Below are 20,654 nucleotides of genomic sequence, written 5' to 3'. Positions count from 1 at the left end.
CGGCCATGTCCCAGACCACCGCACGAGACGAGGACAAGGCGGCGCTGTCCTCCTGGTCCTCCACCCGCCCCCAGATGGAGAACACCAACCCCCTGGTGCAGGCGTTCACCCGCTTCAACGTCTACCTGTACTCCAAGCCGCCGAACAAGTACGTCAAGAAGGTCAACAAGTCCTTCCTGCACCTGCACCTGTTCCTGTACCGCAAGTCCCGCGGGAAGATCATGGGGCACTTCGGGCGCCTGGACGCGATGCTGCTGACCACCACCGGCCGCAGGACCGGTCTCAAGCGCACCCTGCCGGTCGGCTACGTCTACGACAACGGCCGCTACATCGTGTGCGCCGCCCCCGGCCACTTCGACGTGCCCGGCGGCCCGCAGGCCAGCCACCCCGCCTGGTACCACAACGTGCGCGCCACCCCGCAGGTGAGCGTGGACATCGGCCCCGAGCAGTTCCCGGCCACCACGCGGATCCTCACCGGCGACGAACGCGACCGCAGGTGGCGGGAGTTCTGCGAGGTCTTCCCCTTCATCGCGGAGTTCCAGAAGCGCGCCAGCCGCCCCATCCCGGTCATCGAGATCACCCCCGACGACCTCGACCCCGCACACCTCTGAAAGGCGACCATGAAGATCCAGGCGTTGGACGAGTCCACCCCCCTCATCAAGCAGTTCCAGTCGCAGACCGGCCCGATCACCCTGGTCAACGTCTTCGACGTGCCCGAGGACCTCTACGACGAGTTCCTGAAGATCTGGCGCGAGGACGCCGCCTACATGAAGGGCAGCCCAGGCTGCATCCAGACCCAGCTCCACAAGGGCGTCGCCGGCAGCCGCCTGCTCGTGAACGTGGCCGTGTGGGAGTCCACCGAGGCCCTGTTCGCCGCCTTCAGCAAGCCGGAGTTCCAGCAGTCGGCCGCCAAGTACCCCGACGGCATCACGGCCTACCCGCACATCTACGAGAAGATCGCCGTCGAGGGCATCTGCGTCGCCTGACCGGCCGGTGGCGCCCCGGTCGTCGTACGAGAGACGTCGTACGAGAGACGTCGTACGGCGGCCGGGGCGCGCCCCATCGCCAGGAGCTGACCCGCACATGAGCGACGCCACCACCGCACCCACCTCGGACCTCACCGGATGGAGCCGGCGCTCCTTCACCGCAGGCCCCCTCACCCACGACGTGTACGAGAAGGGGGCCGGGCCCGGGGTGATCCTCGTCCCGGAGATCCCCGGCATCACCCCCGAGGTACTGGGCCTGGCCGAGCACCTCGTCAAGGAGGGGTTCACGGTCACGGTCCCCTCCCTGTTCGGCACCCCCGGCCGCGCCGACTCCCCGCCCTACACCCTCGGGGTCGTGGCCCGGCTGTGTGTGTCGGCGGAGTTCCGGGCCTTCGCCACGAACGCCCGCCGCCCCGTCGCGGACTATCTGCGCGCCCTCGCCCGTGACCTGGCCGCGCACACCCCGGGCCCCGGCGTCGGGGTCATCGGCATGTGCTTCACCGGCGGATTCGCGCTGGCCGCCGCCGTCGACCCCGTCGTACTGGCCCCCGTGGTCAGCCAGCCCTCGGTGCCGTTCCCGACGAGCCGGAGCCGCAAGGCCGACCCCGGGCTCGCCGCCGACGAACTCGACGCGGTCACCGCCCGCACCCGCGGCGAGGGACTGTGCGTGCTGGGCCTGCGCTTCAGCAAGGACGGCATCTCCCCGGCCGAGCGGTTCGGCACGCTCCGGGCCCGGCTCGGGGACGCCTTCGAGGTCATCGAACTCGACTCCGCCCCCGGCAACACGGGCGGCTTCGCCAGGAGCGCCCACTCCGTGCTGACCGCCGAAGTACGCGAGACACCGGGCCACCAGGCGCTCGCCGCCCGCACCCGGGTCGTCGCCTTCCTACGGGAACGCCTCACCCCCACGGCCTGAATGTGACGTGCGTCTCACCGCCGTCCCTGCATGTCACACCCGGACCCGAACCGCCCTCTTGGGTGCACCGCCACACAACGTGCGCGCTCTGACGCCGCGACAAGGAGAGGAACATGACTCGAGAACGGCAGACAAATCCGTGGGCGGTTCTGAGCGTCCTGTGCCTGGGGTTCGTGATGACCCTGGTCGACCTGACGATCGTGAACATCGCCATCCCGGACATGACCGACGACCTCGGCGCGTCACTGGACAAGGTCCTGTGGGTCGTCAACGCCTACACCCTGGTCCTCGCCACCCTGATCATCACCGCCGGACGCCTGGGTGACATCCGGGGCAAGGGCAACCTCTTCCTCTCCGGCGTGGCCCTGTTCACGCTCGCCTCCCTCGCCTGCGGACTGGCCCAGGACCCCTCCCAGCTGATCGCGTTCCGCGCGCTCCAGGGCGTGGGCGCGGCGATGCTGATGCCGCAGACGCTGTCGATCATCACCGACGTGTTCCCGGCGGAGAAGCGCGGCGCCGCCTACGGCGTGTGGGGTGCGGTCGCGGGCGTGTCCGGAGCGATCGGCCCGACGCTCGGCGGTCTGCTGGTCACGCACCTGGACTGGCGGTGGGTGTTCTTCGTCAACATCCCCGTGGGCCTGCTGGTCCTGGTCCTCGGCTTCCGGCTCATCCCCAAGAACGTCCGGGTGGTCAAGCACCGCTTCGACGTGATGGGCGTGCTGATCGCCTCCGCGGCCCTGTTCTGCCTGGCCTTCGGCCTCATCGAGGGCGAGCGCTACGAGTGGAACGGCTGGATCTGGACGCTGCTCGCCGGCTCCGCCGTCCTGATCGGCGCGTTCCTGCTCTACGAGCGCGGCCAGCAGGACAACGAACCGCTGCTGCCGTTCTCCCTGTTCAAGGACCGCAACTTCTCCGTCGTCAACCTCGTCGGCATCGCGGTGTCCTTCGGAGTCCTCGGCATCCTGCTGCCGACCACGATCTACCTCCAGTCGGTGCTCGGCTTCAGCCCCATCAAGACCGGCCTGGTCCTGGTGCCCCTCGCGCTCGGCTCGATGTTCACGGCCGGCCCGGCCGGCATCCTGTCGGAGAAGTTCGGCGGCAAGTACATCCTGACGGCCGGTCTGTCGATGTTCGGCATCGGCATCACCTGGATCTTCCTGGTCGCCGACACCAGCAGCTCCTGGACCGCGTTCGTCGGCCCGCTCTTCGTCGCCGGTCTCGGCGCCGGCTGCACCTTCGCCCCGATGGGCTCCGAGGTCATGCGCAACGTGCCGCCGCAGCTGACCGGCGCCGCCTCCGGCGTCAACAACGCGCTGCGCCAGGTCGGTTCGGTGCTCGCCGGCGCCATCATCGGCGCGGTGCTCCAGGCCAAGCTGGTCTCCGCGATGCGCGAACAGGCCACCACCGCGGCCCAGTCGCTGCCGCAGGACTACCGGGCCGACTTCGTCTCCGGGTTCGCCGACGGCGCCCAGCACGTCGAGGTCGGCACCCAGCAGGGTGCCTCGCTGCCGGCGGACGTGCCGCAGGACGTCGCCCAGCGCATCCAGGAACTGGCGGGCAAGGTCTTCTCCGAGGGCTTCGTCGACGCGCTCCAGCCCACCATGCTGGTGCCCGCCCTGACGATGTTCGCCGGCGCGGCCCTCTGCCTCGCCCTCAAGGGCGGGCCGACGCCGTCCGGCATGGGCCACGGCGCGCCGCCCGCACGGCCGGAGGCCGCCCCCGCGAAGGACGCGACCGCCGCGCACTGACCGCACCACCGTCTACGCCCCCGGCCCACAAAGGGCCGGGGGCGCTTGTGTTGGGACCGAACATGATCAGTCGAAGAACACTCCTCACAGCCTCCGGCGGCGCCCTCGCGGTCGCCGCCCTGCGACCATCCCCGGCGCTCGCCGCCGCGCCCTGGGAGCGACTGCGCGGCCATCTCACCGGCACCCTCGTGCTGCCCGGCGAGGCCGCCTACGCCACCGCCAAGCAGCTCGAACTCCAGCAGTTCGACACCATCGACCCGCAGGCCGTCGCGTACTGCGCGAACGCCGCCGACGTCGCCCTGTGCCTGGCCTTCGTCCAGGACCACGACCTGCCCGTCGCCGTCCGCAGCGGCGGCCACAGCATGGGCGGCTACTCCACCACCACCGGCCTGGTCGTCGACGTCTCCCGCCTGAACTCCGTCGGCCTCACCGGCACGACGGCCACCTTCGGGCCCGGCGCCCAGAACGTCGACCTGCTGACCGCGCTCGCCCCCGCCGGGCGGGCCGTGGTCGTCGGCGCCGGCCCCACCGTCGCGGCCGGCGGCTTCGTCCAGGGCGGCGGCCTCGGCTTCCTCACCCGCTCGCTGGGCGTGGCCTGCGACGCGCTGACCTCCGCGACCGTCGTCCTCGCCGACGGCCGCACCGTGACCGCCGCCCCGAACCGCAACAGCGACCTGTTCTGGGCGATACGGGGCGGTGGCGGCGGCAACTTCGGCGTCGTCACCTCCTACACCGCCACCACCGCCGCCGTCACCGACGTGGCCACCTCCACGCTCGTCTTCGCCTACGACAAGGCGCTCGACATGCTCGACGGGTACGCCCGCTGGCTCGCCGACGCCCCCCGGGAGATCGGCGGCGCCAGCGTGATCACGCTCCCGGACGCGGCGCCCGGCGCCACCCCGGTGCCCGCGATCCGCCTGGTCTCCACCGGCACGGCCGCCGGGCTCGCCGACGAGGTGGGCCGGCTGCTCGCCCTGACCGGGCCGCCCGCGAGCCGGACGGACGCCGTCCTGCCGTACCGCTCGCTGATGATGGGCGTCTACGGCTGCGCCACCAAAACCACCGAGCAGTGCCACCGGGCCGCCGACATCCACCCCGAGGGGCAGCTCACCCGGCCCGCGTTCGGCCTGGAACGCAGCCGCATGGCCAAGGCCCCCCTCGCCCGCAGCGGCTGGGCGGCCGCCCTCGCCGCGTTCGACGCGGACCGGCAGGCCGGCCAGATCCGTCAGCTACAGGTACTGCCGCTGGGCGGCGCCGCATCCGACCTCGCCCGCACGGCGACCGCGTACGTGCACCGCGACAGCCTCTACACCGTCAACTACCTGGCCACCATCCCCGCTTCACCCACCGCAGAAGGCCAGGCGGCCGCCCGGGTGTGGGTGGACCGCGCCTTCGCCGCGATCGACCCCTACTCCTGCGGCGAGACCTACCAGAACTTCGCCGACCCGGCCCTGAAGGACTGGAAGCGGTCCTACTACGCCGAGAACTACCCGCGGCTCGCCGCGACCAAGGCCCTCCACGACCCGTACGGCCTCTTCAAGTACGCCCAGAGCATCCGCTGAGCCCCTTCTGGGGCCTTCTTCCCCCAGGGGGCGCCCATGACCACGACCCAGCCAGACATCCTGCAACAGCGCGCCGACGGTCCCATCGACGGCAAGGTGCTGCGCAACGTGTGCGGCATGTTCGTGACCGGCGTGACCGTGATCACCAGCGGCAGCGGGTCACAGGCGGCCGGCACCACCGTCAACTCCTTCACCTCCGTCTCCCTCGACCCGCCGCTGGTGCTGTTCTGCCTGCACAAGGCGTCCCGGCTGCGCGCGGTGGTGGAGGAGTCCGGCGCCTACACGGTGAACTTCCTCGCCGGCCGCCAGGAGCCTTTGGCCTGGGCGTTCGCGGGCCGTCACACCGCGAACCTGGACGGTGTCGACCACCACTACTCCGCCGCCGGGGTGCCCGTGCTCAGCCGCGCGATGGCGTATCTGTCGTGCCGTCTGGTCAACGCCGTCGAGGGCGGCGACCACACCATCTTCATCGGCGAGGTCGCCGAACTGGGCGTGCCCGGCGGCGAGTTGGAACCGCTGATCTTCTTCCGCGGCTCCATGGGCGCCCTGGAGGCCGAACAGCGCGGCACCCACCCCATGTTCGACGTCTGACCCCGCACGCATAAGGAGTTCTCGGATGTCCGCTGTCCAACGGCGACTGGCCCGCTTCAACCGCACCTTCGCCAACCGCTTCGTGGGACCCGTGCTGACCCGCATGCCCGGGTTCGGCGCCGTCCTGCACGTCGGACGCAAGTCCGGACGTGTCTACCGCACCCCGGTCAAGGTGTTCAAGCGCGACGGCAACTACGTCATGTCGCTGCCCTACGGCCCCCAGTCCGACTGGGTGCGCAACACCCTCGCCGGCGGCGGCTGCGAACTGCACACCCGCGGAAAGCTGATCCGCCTGGACCGGCCGCAGGTGTTCAACGACCCGCGGCAGGCCGTCGTACCGGCACCGCTGCGGCCCGTGCTGCGCCGCTTCAAGGCCTTCGACTTCATCGAACTGCGCCCCGTCGACACGGCCGCCTCCACCACCGCGCAGGCCCGGCCATGAACGCCGCCCCCTGACAGGAGAGTTGCTGTGCCCCACTCCGAGTGGATCACCGTCACGGCGATCGGCGGCATCGCCCTGATCCTCGCCCTGGCGACCGCGATCACGGCCCTGTGCCGCCGTATCAGACAACCCGCGGTGATCGGTGAGATCACCATCGGCATCTGCCTGGGACCGAGCCTGCTCGGCCTGTTCCCCGGCGACCTGCCCGACCGGCTCTTCCCCGCCGAGATACGCCCGCACCTGGGCGTCGTCTCCCAGGTGGGCCTGCTGCTGTTCATGTTCATCATCGGCTGGGAGTTCAACAGCGGCGCCCTCAAGGGCCGTTTCCGCTCCACCGGCGCCATCTGGATCAGCTCGCTCGTGCTGCCCATGGCCCTCGGCGTCGGACTCGCCTGGCTGATCTACGGCTCCCACGACGTGGTGGGCGGAAAGACCGTGCCGTTCACCGAGTTCGCCCTGTACCTCGGTGTCGCCATGTCCATCACCGCCTTCCCGGTGCTCGCCCGGATCATCGCCGAGCAAGGGTTGCAGTCCACCCGCGCCGGCACCCTCGCCCTCGGTCTCGCGGCCGCGGACGACGTGCTCGCCTGGTGCATGCTGGCCGTCGTGGTCGCCCTGACCACCGCCACCGGCGCCGCCGGATTCCTGACGGTGATGGCCTGGTCGGCGCTCTACCTCGCCGTCATGCTGTGGCTGGTACGCCCCGTGCTCGCCACGATCAGCGACCGGCTGCGCGTCACCCACACCCAGTACGTGCCGGTACTGGTCGCCTCCGGTGTGTTCGCCTCCGCGTTCGTCACCTCCCACATCGGCATCCACGCCATCTTCGGCGCGTTCATGTTCGGCCTGGCGATGCCCCGGCGCCACGACAGCCTGCTGCACCGGGTGGCGCTGCCGCCCCTGGAGAGCGTCGGCAAGCTGCTGCTGCCGGTGTTCTTCGTCGTCACCGGCCTGTCCGTGGACCTCACCACGCTCACCGCGGGCGGCATCGTGCAGACCGTGGCGATCATCGTGGTGGCCTGTCTCGGCAAGCTCGGTGGCGTCGCGCTGTCCGCCCGGCTGACCGGGATGGACTGGCGGGACGCCACCGTGCTCGGGGTGCTGATGAACACCCGCGGACTGACCGAACTGGTGCTGCTGAACGTGGGGTTGAGCCTCGGGCTGCTGACCGTGCAGCTGTTCTCCGCGATGGTGCTCATGGCCCTGGTCACCACCGGGATCGCGGCACCCGTCCTCAACCGCCTGCTGAAGGACCGCGAGGCGGTCTCCCTGGTGGGGAGCGCAGCCGGCACAGCGGACGTCGCCGGGGCAGCGGCCGGCCCGCGGGCCGACGTCGCCCAAGCGGCGGCCGGCCAGGGGCGCGGCGCGCACTGACGCCCACGCGCTCAGCCCTCGCTCTCGGCGGACCCGGCGGACCCGGCGGACCCGGCGGACCCGGCGGACTCGGACTCGCTCTCCTCGGACCGCACCCGGGCCAGCTTGTCCGGGTTGACCACGGCGTAGATCCCACGCACCTGGTCGCTCTCGGGCGTGAGGTCCATGACCAGCACCGCGTAGGGGGAGTCCTCGGAGAACACCACCGCCGAGGGGTCGCCGTTGACGTGCCGGTAGTGGATGTCGATGTCCTTGGGGGTGCGCCCGGCGTAGCCCGCGAGCAGCCGGCAGACCTTCTCCCGGCCGATGACCGGACGCAGGCCCGCGGTACGGACCTTGCCGCCACCGTCGGTCCACATGGTCACGTCCGGTGCCAGCATCTCCATCAGCAGCGCCAGGTCGCCGCCGAGCGCGGCGTCGATGAACCGCTCGGTGACCTGCTGCTGGACCTGCGGATCGGCCTGGTAGCGGGGGCGCCGCGCCTGTACGTGGGCGCGGGCCCGGTGTGCGAGCTGGCGCACCGAGGAGGGGTTGCGGTCGAGGATGCCAGCGATCTCGGCGTGCGCGTAGCCGAACACGTCGTGCAGCACGAACACCGCCCGCTCCAGCGGGGAGAGCGTCTCCAGCACCACCATCAGCGCCATCGACACCGACTCGCTCTGCAACGCCCGGTGCGCGGGCTCGGCGGCGGGCTCCTCGTCGCCGCCCCGGGTCACCAGCGGTTCCGGCAGCCAGGGGCCGACGTAGGTCTCGCGGCGCCGCTTGATGACGGCCTTGCGGGCCAGGGCGTGGTTGACGGCGATCCGTACGAGGTAGGCCCGGGGGTTGTCGATCTCCTCGTACGGGGTGCGGCACTTCTTCGCCGACCACGACAACCAGGTCTCCTGGAGCACGTCGTCGGTGTCGGCGACGGTACCGAGCAGGTTGTAGACGATCGAGAACAGCAACTCGCGGTAGCCGACGAAGACCTCCGTCGAGGCTTCGATGGCATCGGCCGCGGGGTCGCCTGCCTGGCTGTCGGACATGGTGCACCTCCCTGTGACGAGCTCACACCCGAGACGGCTTTCGCCCGGGAAATGTGACATCGACCCGACGACTGTGATTCAGCTCACAAATCAGGCCGCTCGTGTCACAACCGGCCATGGCCGATCCCTCTCATTCGCGAGGGCAACCCGGGCCGCGGGGCGTGGGGAGCTCGGCCGGAAGGGGCCGAACTCCCCACTCGCGACAGCGAGTTCTCCCATCCGCCGACCGGCCGCGGCCGGTCACACACGAAAGGCATCGCAGACCATGGCAGTCGCACAGCAGGCCCCGATCAACTTCGCCGTCATGTACGCCACCCACGACGCATTCCGGCGCGACATGAGGCGGCTCGCCGCGGCGGTGGCCGCCGGCCGGGCCGGGTCCCCGGAAGTGCGCGAGGGCTGGGCCAACTTCAAGCACCAGCTGCATGTGCACCACACCGTCGAGGACTCCGACCTGTGGCCGCGGGTCGCGGCCGCCGTCACCGGCCGTCCGGCCGACCAGAAGCTGCTGGCCGAGATGGAGGCCGAGCACGCCCGCCTGGACCCGGTCCTCGCCTCCGTCGACGACGGCCTGGCCCGCAACGCCCCCGACCTCACCGACCGCGTCGCCGAGCTCATCCGCGTCCTCGGCGACCACATGACCCACGAGGAGAACGAGGCGCTGCCGCTCATCCAGGACGTCTGCACCGCCAAGGACTGGGACGCCTTCCGCGGCGCGATGGCCCGCAAGCAGGGCCCCAAGGGCGCCGCCGTCTACTTCCCCTGGATCACCGACGACCAGAACGCCACCGAGCGCAAGGCATTCCTCGACACCATGCCCGCCCCGGTGAAGGTCCTCAACAAACTCTTCTGGGAGTCCAGCTACAAGAAGCGCCACCTCTGGGGCATCTGACCCCACCCACGGCCCGCACCAACAGGCCACCCCGAACACGCCCCTGCCGGCGACATCCCCCGCCCCGGCAGGGGCGTACCCATGCCCGGGCGGGGCGCAGCCCCTGAGGGGCGCAGCCCCTAAAGGGGCGCGGGGAACTGCGCGACCAGCCACAACGCACCCGCAGCCGCAAGCTCACAGAACCCCCCGAGCTCTTAGGCGACGACTCCCCCCACTCCTCACTCCTCGATGCCCCTGCCAAGCCCCACCGGCAGGGGCATCGCCATGTCCACCCCACCCGATCCCCGAAGGGACCCCAACCCATGAGCTCCACGTTCACCCTCGCCGACCTCAAGCGCATCCTCCTCGAGGGCGCCGGCGCCGACGACGGCATCGACCTGGACGGCGACATCCTCGACCTCGACTTCGAGTCCCTCGGCTACGAGTCACTCGCCCTGCTGGAGACCGGCGGCCGCATCGAGCGCGAGTACGCCATCGCCCTGGACGACGACGTCTTCACCGACAACCGCACCCCCCGCACCCTCATCGCCGCCGTCAACGACCTCCTGTCGTCGACCGCCACCGCCGCCTGACCCGACCGCATCCAGGGAGAAGCCACCATGCAGCAGGACCCGCGCGTCGCCCTCGTCACCGGCGCCACCAGCGGAATCGGCCTCGCCACAGCCCGGCTCCTGGCCACCGGCGGCCACCGCGTCTTCCTCGGCGCCCGCACCGCCGAGAACGTCACCAGCACCGTCAAGCAGCTGCGCGAGGAGGGCCTCGACGTCGACGGAGCCGCCGTCGACGTACGCGACGCGGCGAGCGTCACCGCCTTCGTCGCCGCCGCCGTGGACCGCTTCGGCACGATCGACGTGCTCGTCAACAACGCCGGCCGCAGCGGCGGCGGCGTCACCGCCGACATCGACGACGAGCTGTGGGACGACGTCGTCGACACCAACCTCACCAGCGTGTTCCGGATGACCAAGGCCGTCCTCAACACCGGCGGCATGCGGCACAAGGACCGCGGCCGGATCATCAACATCGCCTCCACCGCCGGCAAGCAGGGCGTGGTCCTCGGCGCCCCCTACTCCGCGTCCAAGCACGGCGTCGTCGGCTTCACCAAGGCCCTCGGCAACGAGCTCGCGCCGACCGGCATCACCGTCAACGCGGTCTGCCCCGGCTATGTGGAGACGCCGATGGCGCAGCGCGTACGCCAGGGCTACGCGGCCGCCTACGACACCACCGAGGACGCCATCCTCACCAAGTTCCAGGCGAAGATCCCGCTCGGCCGCTACTCGACGCCGGAGGAGGTCGCCGGCCTGGTCGGCTACCTCGCCTCGGACACCGCCGCCTCCATCACCGCCCAGGCCCTCAACGTCTGCGGCGGCCTCGGCAACTTCTAGGCCCGACCCCCGACCCCCTTGCCCCTGAACGGAGTTCAGCCATGACGCTTCGCGAGGTCGAGCACACCGTCGACGTCGACGCCCCCGCAGCCGCCGTCTACCGCCTGATCGCGGAGGTGGAGAACTGGCCGCGGATCTTCCCGCCCACCATCTACGTCGACCACGTCGAGCGCGACGGCGACAGCGAGCGCATCCGCATCTGGGCCACCGCCAACGGCGAGCCGAAGAACTGGACCTCGCGCCGCACCCTGGACGCCGAGGGCCTGCGCATCACCTTCCGCCAGGAGGTCTCCACCCCGCCGGTCGCCGCGATGGGCGGCACCTGGGTCATCGAGCCGCTCACCGCGGCCACGTCCCGGGTGCGGCTGCTGCACGACTACCGGGCGATCGACGACGACCCCGAGGGCCTGGCCTGGATCGACGAGGCCGTCGACCGCAACTCCCGCTCGGAGCTCGCGGCGCTGAAGACCAACGTCGAACTCGCCCACGCCACCGAGGACGTGACGTTCTCCTTCGAGGACTCCGTGACGATCGCCGGCTCCGCCAAGGACGCCTACGACTTCGTCAACGAGGCCGGCCGGTGGCCCGAGCGGCTGCCGCACGTGGCCACCGTCCGCTTCGAGGAGCCCGCCCCGGGCCTGCAGAGCCTGGAGATGGACACCCGCGCCAAGGACGGCTCCACGCACACCACCAAGTCGTACCGGGTGGCGTTCCCGCACCAGAAGATCACCTACAAGCAGGTCACGCTGCCGGCGCTGATGACCCTGCACACCGGCTACTGGACGTTCACCGAGGACGCGGACGGCACCACGACCGCCTCCTCCCAGCACACGGTGGTCCTCAACACCGCGAACATCGCCCGCATCCTCGGCGAGGACGCCACGGTCGCGGACGCCCGCGAGTACGTGCACGGCGCGCTGAGCACCAACAGCCGCGCCACCTTGGGCCACGCCAAGGACCACGCCGAGAACCAGCGCTGACGATGGCTGCCCTGCGGCTCAACACCGACGTCGTCGTCGTGGGCGCGGGACCGGTCGGGCTGATGCTCGCCGGTGAACTGCGCCTCGGCGGCGCCGACGTGGTCGTCCTGGAGAGGCGCGAGGCCCCGACCACCGAGTCGCGGGCCTCGACCCTGCACGCCCGCACCATGGAGATCCTCGACAGCCGGGGCCTGCTGGAGGCGTTCGGCACCCCGCCGTGCGAGACGCGCGGGCACTTCGGCGGCATCCCGATGGACCTCACCCTGCCCAGCACCCACCCCGGGCAGTGGAAGGTCCCGCAGACCGAGACGGAACGCCTGCTGGAGGACTGGGCGTCGGGCCTGGGCGCGAGGATCCACCGCGGGCACACGCTCCGCGCCCTGCGCACCTCGTCCGAGGGCGTGGAAGCGGTGGCGGCGGGACCGGACGGCCCGCTCCGCGTCCGGGCTGCGTACCTGGTCGGCTGCGACGGCGAGAACTCGACCGTACGCCGTCTGCTGGGCGCCGACTTCCCCGGCGAGGACGCCCGCCGCGAGCTGCTGCGCGCGGACGTGGCGGGCATCGACGTCCCGAACCGCCGGTTCGAGCGCCTGGAGCGCGGCATGGCGGTGGCCGCCCGGCGCGGCGACGGCGTCACCCGGGTGATGGTCCACGAGTTCGGCCGCGAGGCCCGACTCCGCAGCCGGGAGCCGGACTTCGCGGAGGTGTGCGAGGTCTGGCAGCGGGTGACGGGCGAGGACATCACCTCCGGCACCCCGCTGTGGGTGAACTCCTTCGGCGACGCCAACCGCCAGCTGTCCGCCTACCGGCACGGAAGGGTCCTGTTCGCCGGCGACGCCGCCCACCGCCAGATGCCCATCGGCGGCCAGGCCCTCAACCTCGGCCTCCAGGACGCGGTGAACCTCGGCTGGAAGCTGGCCGCGGTCGCCACCGGCAGGACCCCGGCGGACCTGCTCGACACCTACCACGCCGAACGCCACGAAGTGGGCCGCCGGGTCCTGGCGAACATCAAGGTCCAGTCCCAACTGCTCCTGGGCGGCCCGGAATCCAACTCGACCCGGGCCCTGTTCACCGAACTCCTCGCCTCCCGGAAGGTCCGCACCCACCTGGCGTCGATGATCGCGGGCCTGGACATCAGCTACGGCGACCAGGGCGCCCGCCTCCCGCGCACGACCCTGACGACACCCCAAGGCCCGTACACGACAACGGAGTTGCTCCACCCGGCCCGCCCCCTGCTGCTTCTCCTGACCCCGAGGGCCGCCGCCTTCCAGGAGCAGGCGGCCCCCTGGTCCGACCACGTCACCACCGTCACCGCCACCGCGGACCTCCCCGGCACCGACGCCGTCCTGCTCCGCCCCGACGGCCACATCGCCTGGACGTCCCCGAGCGAGACACCGCTGCCCGAGGCCCTGACCCACTGGTTCGGCACCCCGAAGACCGAACGACCGACAGCCGCCAACGACTCCCCGAAGGGTGACCCCATGAACACGAACGCCCCCGCGCCGCAAGAGCGCTACGACGTGGCCATCCTCGGTGCGGGCATGGCCGGCGGCATGCTCGGCGCGGTGCTCGCCCGCAACGGCGTGAAGGTGCTCCTCATCGACGCCGGCACCCACCCCCGCTTCGCCGTCGGCGAGTCCACGATCCCGTACACCTCCGCGATGACCCGGATCGTCGGCGAGCGTTACGACGTGCCGGAGATCGTGCACCTGGCGAGCTTCCGCGGCATCCAGGACCACGTCTCCCCGATGAGCGGCCGCAAGCAGAACTTCGGTTTCGTCTACCACCGCGAGGGCCAGGACCAGAACCCCGACGAGATCAACCAGCTCGTCGTCCCGGAGTGGCAGCGCACGGAGAGCCACCTGTTCCGGCAGGACACCGACGCCTACCTGTTCAACCTGGCCGTCCGGCACGGCGCGACGCCGCTGCTGGGCACCCGTATCACCGACATCGAAACCGGCTTCGACGGGGCGGTGCTGCGCTCCGACCGCGGCGAGGAGTACCACGCCGAGTACCTCGTCGACGGCAGCGGCTTCCGTTCCCCCGTCGCCGACGCGTTCGGTCTGCGCGAGGAGCCCACCCGGGCCCGCCACCACTCCCGCACCCTGTTCACGCACATGGTCGGCGTCACCCCCTACGACGACGCGCCCTCGGCGGCCGCGCACAAGCAGCCCAGCCCCTGGCACCACGGCACGCTGCACCACGTCTTCGACGGCGGCTGGCTGTGGGTCATCCCCTTCGACAACCACGACGGCGCGATCAGCCCGCTGTGCAGCGTGGGCCTCACCTTCGACGAGCGGAAGTTCCCCAAGTCCCAGGACCTCACCCCGCAGCAGGAGTTCGACGCCTTCCTGGCCCGGTTCCCGCAGATCGCGGAGCAGTTCACCGACGCGCGCGCGGTACGCCCCTGGGTCGCCACCGGCAGGTTGCAGTACTCCTCCTCCAGCACGGTCGGCGAACGCTACTGCCTGACCGCGCACGCCGCCGGCTTCATCGACGCGCTGTACTCGCGCGGCCTGACCAACACCCTCGAGGTCGTCAACTCCCTGGCCTGGCGCCTGATCGAGGCCTCCCGCGACGGCGACTGGTCCACCGAGCGCTTCGAGTACATCGACCGGCTCCAGCAGGGCCTGTACGACGTCCACGACGACCTCGTCTACAGCTCGTTCGTGGGCTTCGGGCACTACGACCTGTGGAACGCGGTCACCCGCGTGTGGGAGTCGACGAGCATCATGCCGACGATGACGGTGGAGCGGGCGTACCGCCGCTTCATGGAGCACAAGGACGACCAGATCCTGAAAGACCTGGAGAAGACCACGACCCCCGGTCTGCCCGCCCCCGTCGGCGAGGACATCGCCGCCCTGCTCACCCTGACCCGCACCACCTGCCAGGCCGTCGAGGCCGGGGGACTGGAGCCGTCCGAGGCCGCCGAGTTCCTCTTCGAGCAGCTGCGCGAGTCGAAGTTCCTGCCGGAGCCGTTCGCGCTCGGCGACCCCGGCAACAAGTGCTTCGAGGCGACCCCGGACCTGCTCGGCGCGGCCCTGGAGTGGGGCCGTACCAAGGCCCCGGAGCACATCGCCGGGCTGTTCGGCTGACCACCACCACGAGTAGGGGAGAGGAGAGTGCCATGGACGCCGACGTCATCATCGTCGGGGCCGGCCCGACCGGTCTGATGCTCGCCGGGGAACTGCGCCTGGGCGGCGCCCACGTCGTCGTGGTGGAGCGCCTGGAGCAGCCCACCGGACAGTCCCGCGGGCTCGGCTTCACCGCACGCGCCATGGAGGTCTTCGAACAGCGCGGCCTGCTGCCGTGGTTCGGCGGCCTGGAGAAGGCCCCCATGGGGCACTTCGGCGGCGTGCAGTTCGACTACACCGTCCTGGAGGACGCCCACTTCGGTGCCCGCGGCATCCCGCAGTCGCACACCGAGGATGTCCTGGAGCGCTGGGCGATCTCGCTGGACGCGGACATCCGGCGCGGCTGGGAGTTCCTCGAACTGGAGGAGAAGGGCGACCACGTCGAGATCACCGTCGCCACCCCGCAGGGCGTCCAGCGCATGAGCGCCGCCTACCTGGTGGGCTGCGGCGGCGGCAGCAGCCCGGTGCGGCGCGCGGCCGGGTTCTCCTTCCCCGGCACCGACGCCACCCGCACCATGTACCTGGCCGACGTCGCCGGCTGCGAGCTGCGTCCGCGTTTCCTCGGCGAACGGCTGCCGGGCGGCATGGTGATGGCCGCGCCGCTCGGCGACGGCGTGGACCGCATCATCGTCGTGCCCGACGTCGAACCCGGCCGGGAGCGCGAGCGTACGGTGAGTTTCACCGAGGTCGCCGAGGCCTGGCAGCACATCACCGGCGAGGACATCAGCGCCGGCACCGCGCACTGGGTGAGCTCCTTCACCGACGCCACCCGCCAGGTCACCGAGTACCGGCGCGGCCGCATCCTGCTCGCCGGCGACGCCGCCCACGTCCACCTCCCGGCCGGCGGCCAGGGCCTGAGCACGGGCGTGCAGGACGCCGCCAACCTCGGCTGGAAACTCGCCGCCGAGGTCCGCGGCCGCGCCCCCGCCGGCCTGCTCGACAGCTACCACGCCGAACGCCACGCGGCCGGCGCCCGCCTGCTGATGAACACCCACGCCCAGGGCATGCTGTTCGTCGGCGGCCCCGAGATGAGCCCGCTGCGCGAGCTGATGGGCGAGCTCATCCAGTACGACGACGTCAAGCGCCACCTCGCCGGCCTGGTCTCCGGTCTGGACGTCCGCTACGAGGTCGGCGAGGGCACCCACCCTCTCCTCGGCCGCCGGCTGCCGCCGCGCACCCTGACCGGCCCCGAGGGCCCCCTGAGCACGATGGAGCTCCTCCACCCGGCCCGCGGCGTCCTCCTGGACCTCGCCGACGACCCCGCCCTGCGCGAGGCGGCGGCCCCCTGGCAGGACCAGGTCATCACGACGACGGCCCGCCCCGAGGAGACGGAACCCGTCCTGTCGAGCACCCCGGCGCTCCTGATCCGCCCCGACGGCTACGTCGCCTGGGCCGCCGGCCCCGACACCACCCCGGACGACCTGCGCACCGCCCTGCACCGCTGGTTCGGCACCCCCGAGACCCCCACCCAGGGGAGCCCCGAGTGACAACCCCCGCCCCACCCCCGGGCCCCCGCCGCACCGCGCCGGGGGCCCCGGCCGACCCCGCGCCGGCCTCACCGCCGGGCGGGTCCGCGCCGGCCTCGCCGCCGGATGGATCCGTGCCGGCCTCGTCGCCGGGCGGGCCCGGTCGTACGCCGTCGGCGCTCGCGGCGGCACCGTCCACCGCAACGCACCGCTTCCCGTCCGGGCGCCCGGCCGCGCCGGCTGTCACTGCACCACCTGGCCCCGGCCGTATCGCGGCGGAGGCCGCCCCGGGCAGGCCGGCGCCGGGCGCGTCGCCGGGTGGGCCGGGTCATGAGTCGTCGGCGCTCGCGGGTTCAGCGTCCACGGCGATCCACCGCCCCCCGTCCGGTCGCCCGGACGCGCCGGCGGTCGCCGCGCCGACCGGCCCCCGCCGTACCGCGGCAGAGGCCGCTGCCGCCCCCGGCAGGCCGGTGAGCACCCCGCCCCCGACCGGAACCCGCCGCATCACCCTGCACGCCCAGGGCACCGCGCTCTCCGCCCTCCTCGCCACCCCGCCCACCACCGCGCCCCGCGCCACGGTCGTCGCCCTGCACGGCGGCGGCATGACCGCGGGCTACTTCGACGGCCGGGCCCACCCCGGCCAGTCGCTGCTGACCCTCGGCGTCCGCCTGGGCTACGCGGTCCTCGCCCTGGACCGTCCCGGCTACGGCGCCTCCACCTCCGACCTGCCGCACGGGCAGTCCCTCGCCGAGCAGTCGGCGACCGTCCGGGCGGCCCTCGCCCACTACGCGGCCCGGCACGACCTGGGCGCCGGCGTGTTCGTCCTCGGCCACTCCTACGGCGGCAAGCTCGCCCTGACCTGTGCCGCGGACCGCCTCCCGGCGCCTCTGCTCGGCCTGGACGTCTCGGGCATCGGTCACCGTCTGGCCGTACCGGCGCACGACCTGCCCTCGGCGAGCGGCCAGGGCCACTGGAAGCACAACTGGGGTGCCCTGCGGCTGTATCCGCCGGACACCTTCCGCCACTGCCCGGACATCGTCGCCCCCATGCCCGAACGGGAATGCGCCGAAGTCGCGGCCTGGCCCGCCCGGTTCGCCTCGATCGCCGCCCGCGTCGAGGTTCCGGTCCGCTTCACCTTCGCCGAACACGAGAAGTGGTGGCGCCACGACGAGTCCACTCTGACCGAACTGCCCGCCCTGCTGCCCCGCGCCCCCCGCGTCCTGGTGGAACGCCAGCCGCAGGCCGGCCACAACATCAGCCTGGGCTGGACCGCCCACACCTACCACCTGCGCGCCCTCGCCTTCCTCGAGGAGTGCCTCGCAGGCCACGAGGCCACCGGCACCACCGTGCCCGCGGCCGCCTGACACCGACGCCCCAACCCCCCACTCCCGCACCACAGCCCCGCGTCCCCCCTCGACGGAAGCGACACGTCCATGAACCCGACCACCACCCCGCTGTTCGTACGGCCACCCGATCCGTCCACGCTGCGCGCCATGGACCTCGACGCCCGCACCCGGACCATCACCTCCTGGCTCTGCCGGGAACTCGGCCACGTCCTCGACGTGCCGCCCGCCCACCGGGTGGGCCCCGACCGGCCGTTGCGCGGCCTCGGCGTGGACTCCCTGCTAGCCCTGTGCCTCAAGCGCCGCCTGGAGGACGAGCTCGACGTCCGTATCAAGACCCACGACCTGCTGCGGGACGACACGGTCGGCGAGATCGCCACCCTGCTCGCCGAGTCGGTGGCCGCACCCGCGTACGGGACGGCGCGATGAGCCCAGCGCGCTCCACGGCCGCACTCCTGCGCGCCGCTCCCCGGCTGACCGTCGAGGCGGACCAGGTCCATCTGTGGGTGATCGGCACCGAATGGGCGGGCGACCACCCCGAGCACATGGTCACCGGCGAACTCGACGACCGTGAACGCGAACGGGCGGCGGCCTTCGTACGCCCGCTGGACCGTCTCACCTACCTGATGGCGCACATCGCGCTGCGCCGCATCCTGACCACCTACACCGGCATCCCGCCCGCCGAACTCCCTTTGGGCCGGGACACCTGCCCGTGCTGCGGCGGCCCGCACGGCCGGCCCGTCCTGCACGGCACCGGCCTGCACTTCTCCCTCTCCCACAGCCACGGCATCGCCCTGATCAGCGTCGCGTCCGCCCCGCTGGGAGTGGACGTCCAACGCGTGCCGACGCAGGAGACCGTGGAACTGTGCCTCCCCGAGCTGCACCCGGCGGAACAGCAGGAGTTGCGGGCGCTGCCGGACGCCGAACAGCCCCTGGCGTTCGGCCGGTTGTGGACCCGTAAGGAGGCCTACTTCAAGGGTCTGGGCACCGGCCTGGGCCGTGAACTGAACTCCGACTACCTGGGCGAGCGCACCGACCCGGACGCCCCCGCCCGGCCCCGCGGCTGGCGTATCGAGAACATGCCGAGCTGTCCCGCACATGTCGCCGCCGTCGCGGTCGTGGCCGCCGCCGACGCGGCCCCGCTCGACATCCTCGCCAGGCGACTGCCCACCGAGTGCCTCTACACCGACGACGCCACCGAACGGATCGCCGCCGAGCGGCAGGTCTGCCCGAACTGGGAGTGATGGTCATGCACAGCACACCGTCCACCGCGGCGACCATGGAACTGAAGGAGATCAAGGACCGTATCCTCCAGGGCCCCGACCCCGCCGCCACGGAACGCCAGCACGCCAAGGGCAAGTTGACGGCCCACGAACGTATCGCCCTCCTCCTGGACAAGGGCAGCTTCACCGAGATCGAGGCGCTGCGCCGCCACCGCGCCACCGGCTTCGGCCTCGAGGACAAGAAGCCGTACACCGACGGCGTCATCACCGGCTGGGGCACGGTCGAGGGCCGCACGATCTTCGTCTACGCCCATGACTTCCGGATCTTCGGCGGCGCGCTGGGCGAGGCCCACGCCACCAAGATCCACAAGATCATGGACATGGCCATCGCGGCGGGCGCCCCCCTGGTCTCCCTGAACGACGGCGCGGGCGCCCGTATCCAGGAGGGCGTCTCGGCCCTGGCCGGCTACGGCGGCATCTTCCGCCGCAACACCCTGGCGAGCGGCGTCATCCCGCAGATCAGCGTGATGCTGGGCCCGTGCGCGGGCGGCGCCGCGTACTCGCCCGCCCTGACCGACTTCGTCTTCGCGGTCCGGGACATCTCGCAGATGTTCATCACGGGCCCCGACGTCGTCAAGGCGGTCACGGGCGAGGAGATCACCCAGAACGGCCTGGGCGGCGCGGACGTCCACGCCGCGACCTCCGGGGTCGCCCACTTCGTCTACGACGACGAGGAGACCTGCATCGCGGAGGTCCGCTACCTGATCTCGATGCTCCCGGCCAACAACCGTGAACTCCCGCCGGAGACCCACACGGAGGACCCGTCGGACCGCAGCTGCCCGACCCTCCTGGAGACGGTCCCCGCGGACGGCAACCGCTCCTACGACATCCGCACGGTCATCGAGGAACTCGTCGACGACGGCGAGTACATGGAGGTCCACGCCGCCTGGGCCCCCAACATCGTGTGCGCCCTGGCCCGCCTCGACGGCCGCACCGTCGGGATCGTCGCCAACCAGCCCGCGGCCATGGCCGGCGTCCTCGACATCAAGGCCAGCGAAAAGGCCGCACGCTTCGTCCAGTTCTGCGACGCCTTCAACATCCCCCTGGTCACCCTCGTCGACGTCCCCGGCTTCCTCCCCGGCGTCGACCAGGAACACGAGGGCATCATCCGCCGCGGCGCCAAGCTCCTCTACGCCTACTGCAACGCCACGGTCCCGCGGGTCTCGGTGGTCCTCCGCAAGGCGTACGGCGGCGCGTACATCGTCATGGACTCCCGCTCCATCGGCGCGGACGTGGCCCTGGCCTGGCCGACGAACGAGATAGCGGTGATGGGCGCGGAGGGCGCGGCGAACGTGGTGTTCCGCCGCGAGATAGCGGCGTCCGACGACCCGGAGGAGACCCGAGCCCAGAAGATCGACGAGTACAAGCGGAACCTGGTCCACCCGTACTACGCGGCGGAGCGCGGCTTGGTGGACGACGTCATAGATCCCTCGGACACCCGCTTGTCACTCATCAGCGCCCTGAGGATGCTCGCCGCCAAGGACGCGGCCCTGCCGCGCCGCAAGCACGGCACACCTCCCCAGTGAAAGG

Annotated in this window: 19 protein-coding genes; 18 read left to right on the top strand and 1 reads right to left on the bottom strand. The window is 71.7% G+C overall.

Annotated features, from left to right (window positions below):
* Window positions 1-5 precede the first annotated feature (5 nt).
* From ABKA17_RS46490 to ABKA17_RS46455, 8 genes are all read left to right on the top strand, one after another.
* Entirely contained in the window at window positions 6-611 is a 606-nt protein-coding gene (locus tag ABKA17_RS46490) for a nitroreductase/quinone reductase family protein (protein WP_353698523.1), read from the top strand.
* A gap of 9 nt (window positions 612-620) precedes the next feature.
* Window positions 621-986 (top strand): antibiotic biosynthesis monooxygenase family protein, encoded by a 366-nt coding sequence (locus ABKA17_RS46485; RefSeq protein WP_353698522.1) that lies wholly within the window; start codon window positions 621-623, stop codon window positions 984-986.
* A 97-nt stretch (window positions 987-1,083) separates the two neighbouring features.
* Window positions 1,084-1,902, top strand: coding sequence for a dienelactone hydrolase family protein (locus tag ABKA17_RS46480; protein WP_353698521.1), 819 nt, complete (start codon window positions 1,084-1,086; stop codon window positions 1,900-1,902).
* 113 nt (window positions 1,903-2,015) lie between these two features.
* On the top strand, window positions 2,016-3,650 hold the full coding sequence (locus ABKA17_RS46475) for an MFS transporter (protein ID WP_353698520.1): 1,635 nt from the start codon (window positions 2,016-2,018) through the stop codon (window positions 3,648-3,650).
* A 62-nt stretch (window positions 3,651-3,712) separates the two neighbouring features.
* Window positions 3,713-5,212, top strand: a complete 1,500-nt coding sequence (locus ABKA17_RS46470; RefSeq protein ID WP_353698519.1) for an FAD-binding oxidoreductase — start codon at window positions 3,713-3,715, stop codon at window positions 5,210-5,212.
* Between the two features lie 36 nt (window positions 5,213-5,248).
* Entirely contained in the window at window positions 5,249-5,803 is a 555-nt protein-coding gene (locus ABKA17_RS46465; protein ID WP_353698518.1) for a flavin reductase family protein, read from the top strand.
* Between the two features lie 25 nt (window positions 5,804-5,828).
* Window positions 5,829-6,245: a nitroreductase/quinone reductase family protein gene (locus tag ABKA17_RS46460; RefSeq protein WP_353698517.1), complete on the top strand. Its 417-nt coding sequence runs from the start codon at window positions 5,829-5,831 to the stop codon at window positions 6,243-6,245.
* A gap of 27 nt (window positions 6,246-6,272) precedes the next feature.
* Window positions 6,273-7,619 (top strand): cation:proton antiporter, encoded by a 1,347-nt coding sequence (locus ABKA17_RS46455; protein WP_353698516.1) that lies wholly within the window; start codon window positions 6,273-6,275, stop codon window positions 7,617-7,619.
* Between the two features lie 11 nt (window positions 7,620-7,630).
* Here ABKA17_RS46455 and sigJ read toward each other — a convergent pair whose 3' ends face one another.
* Window positions 7,631-8,644, bottom strand: coding sequence for an RNA polymerase sigma factor SigJ (sigJ, locus tag ABKA17_RS46450; protein ID WP_353698515.1), 1,014 nt, complete (start codon window positions 8,642-8,644; stop codon window positions 7,631-7,633).
* Window positions 8,645-8,909: 265 nt separating this feature from the next.
* Between sigJ and ABKA17_RS46445 the strand changes: the two genes are divergently transcribed.
* The 10 genes from ABKA17_RS46445 (at window position 8,910) to ABKA17_RS46400 (ending at window position 20,650) form a co-directional block, all read left to right on the top strand.
* Window positions 8,910-9,536, top strand: a complete 627-nt coding sequence (locus ABKA17_RS46445; RefSeq protein ID WP_353698514.1) for a hemerythrin domain-containing protein — start codon at window positions 8,910-8,912, stop codon at window positions 9,534-9,536.
* Window positions 9,537-9,838: 302 nt separating this feature from the next.
* Complete coding sequence (locus ABKA17_RS46440; protein ID WP_353698513.1) at window positions 9,839-10,108, top strand: acyl carrier protein; 270 nt, start codon at window positions 9,839-9,841, stop codon at window positions 10,106-10,108.
* Between the two features lie 27 nt (window positions 10,109-10,135).
* Window positions 10,136-10,918, top strand: a complete 783-nt coding sequence (fabG, locus tag ABKA17_RS46435; RefSeq protein WP_353698512.1) for a 3-oxoacyl-ACP reductase FabG — start codon at window positions 10,136-10,138, stop codon at window positions 10,916-10,918.
* A gap of 41 nt (window positions 10,919-10,959) precedes the next feature.
* Window positions 10,960-11,898 carry an aromatase/cyclase gene (locus tag ABKA17_RS46430; protein WP_353698511.1) on the top strand — a complete coding sequence of 313 codons (939 nt, stop codon included), beginning with the start codon at window positions 10,960-10,962 and terminating at the stop codon, window positions 11,896-11,898.
* Between the two features lie 2 nt (window positions 11,899-11,900).
* The gene (locus ABKA17_RS46425) at window positions 11,901-14,993 is read left to right on the top strand and encodes an FAD-dependent monooxygenase (RefSeq protein ID WP_353698510.1); all 3,093 of its coding nucleotides are present in this window, start codon (window positions 11,901-11,903) and stop codon (window positions 14,991-14,993) included.
* Between the two features lie 32 nt (window positions 14,994-15,025).
* On the top strand, window positions 15,026-16,519 hold the full coding sequence (locus ABKA17_RS46420) for an FAD-dependent monooxygenase (protein ID WP_353698509.1): 1,494 nt from the start codon (window positions 15,026-15,028) through the stop codon (window positions 16,517-16,519).
* 449 nt (window positions 16,520-16,968) lie between these two features.
* The gene (locus tag ABKA17_RS46415) at window positions 16,969-17,862 is read left to right on the top strand and encodes an alpha/beta hydrolase (RefSeq protein ID WP_353698508.1); all 894 of its coding nucleotides are present in this window, start codon (window positions 16,969-16,971) and stop codon (window positions 17,860-17,862) included.
* Window positions 17,863-17,931: 69 nt separating this feature from the next.
* On the top strand, window positions 17,932-18,270 hold the full coding sequence (locus tag ABKA17_RS46410; RefSeq protein WP_353698507.1) for an acyl carrier protein: 339 nt from the start codon (window positions 17,932-17,934) through the stop codon (window positions 18,268-18,270).
* Complete coding sequence (locus ABKA17_RS46405) at window positions 18,267-19,085, top strand: 4'-phosphopantetheinyl transferase family protein (RefSeq protein ID WP_353698506.1); 819 nt, start codon at window positions 18,267-18,269, stop codon at window positions 19,083-19,085. The genes ABKA17_RS46410 and ABKA17_RS46405 overlap by 4 nt, the downstream gene beginning before the upstream one ends.
* A gap of 35 nt (window positions 19,086-19,120) precedes the next feature.
* Window positions 19,121-20,650 carry an acyl-CoA carboxylase subunit beta gene (locus ABKA17_RS46400; protein WP_353698554.1) on the top strand — a complete coding sequence of 510 codons (1,530 nt, stop codon included), beginning with the start codon at window positions 19,121-19,123 and terminating at the stop codon, window positions 20,648-20,650.
* The last annotated feature ends 4 nt before the right edge of the window (window positions 20,651-20,654 follow it).

This window comes from Streptomyces sp. RG80, from assembly GCF_040446465.1.
Classification (GTDB): Bacteria; Actinomycetota; Actinomycetes; order Streptomycetales; family Streptomycetaceae; genus Streptomyces.
This window is presented reverse-complemented; position numbering and strand designations above follow the sequence as displayed.

What these genes read in the sequence shown, in the direction of transcription:
- ABKA17_RS46490 (WP_353698523.1), top strand. Translation starts at nt 6, where the DNA reads ATGTCCCAGACCACCGCACGAGACGAGGACAAGGCGGCGCTGTCCTCC.
- ABKA17_RS46485 (WP_353698522.1), top strand. Translation starts at nt 621, where the DNA reads ATGAAGATCCAGGCGTTGGACGAGTCCACCCCCCTCATCAAGCAGTTC.
- ABKA17_RS46480 (WP_353698521.1), top strand. Translation starts at nt 1,084, where the DNA reads ATGAGCGACGCCACCACCGCACCCACCTCGGACCTCACCGGATGGAGC.
- ABKA17_RS46475 (WP_353698520.1), top strand. Translation starts at nt 2,016, where the DNA reads ATGACTCGAGAACGGCAGACAAATCCGTGGGCGGTTCTGAGCGTCCTG.
- ABKA17_RS46470 (WP_353698519.1), top strand. Translation starts at nt 3,713, where the DNA reads ATGATCAGTCGAAGAACACTCCTCACAGCCTCCGGCGGCGCCCTCGCG.
- ABKA17_RS46465 (WP_353698518.1), top strand. Translation starts at nt 5,249, where the DNA reads ATGACCACGACCCAGCCAGACATCCTGCAACAGCGCGCCGACGGTCCC.
- ABKA17_RS46460 (WP_353698517.1), top strand. Translation starts at nt 5,829, where the DNA reads ATGTCCGCTGTCCAACGGCGACTGGCCCGCTTCAACCGCACCTTCGCC.
- sigJ (WP_353698515.1), bottom strand. Translation starts at nt 8,644, where the DNA reads ATGTCCGACAGCCAGGCAGGCGACCCCGCGGCCGATGCCATCGAAGCC.
- ABKA17_RS46445 (WP_353698514.1), top strand. Translation starts at nt 8,910, where the DNA reads ATGGCAGTCGCACAGCAGGCCCCGATCAACTTCGCCGTCATGTACGCC.
- ABKA17_RS46440 (WP_353698513.1), top strand. Translation starts at nt 9,839, where the DNA reads ATGAGCTCCACGTTCACCCTCGCCGACCTCAAGCGCATCCTCCTCGAG.
- fabG (WP_353698512.1), top strand. Translation starts at nt 10,136, where the DNA reads ATGCAGCAGGACCCGCGCGTCGCCCTCGTCACCGGCGCCACCAGCGGA.
- ABKA17_RS46430 (WP_353698511.1), top strand. Translation starts at nt 10,960, where the DNA reads ATGACGCTTCGCGAGGTCGAGCACACCGTCGACGTCGACGCCCCCGCA.
- ABKA17_RS46425 (WP_353698510.1), top strand. Translation starts at nt 11,901, where the DNA reads ATGGCTGCCCTGCGGCTCAACACCGACGTCGTCGTCGTGGGCGCGGGA.
- ABKA17_RS46420 (WP_353698509.1), top strand. Translation starts at nt 15,026, where the DNA reads ATGGACGCCGACGTCATCATCGTCGGGGCCGGCCCGACCGGTCTGATG.
- ABKA17_RS46410 (WP_353698507.1), top strand. Translation starts at nt 17,932, where the DNA reads ATGAACCCGACCACCACCCCGCTGTTCGTACGGCCACCCGATCCGTCC.
- ABKA17_RS46405 (WP_353698506.1), top strand. Translation starts at nt 18,267, where the DNA reads ATGAGCCCAGCGCGCTCCACGGCCGCACTCCTGCGCGCCGCTCCCCGG.
- ABKA17_RS46400 (WP_353698554.1), top strand. Translation starts at nt 19,121, where the DNA reads ATGGAACTGAAGGAGATCAAGGACCGTATCCTCCAGGGCCCCGACCCC.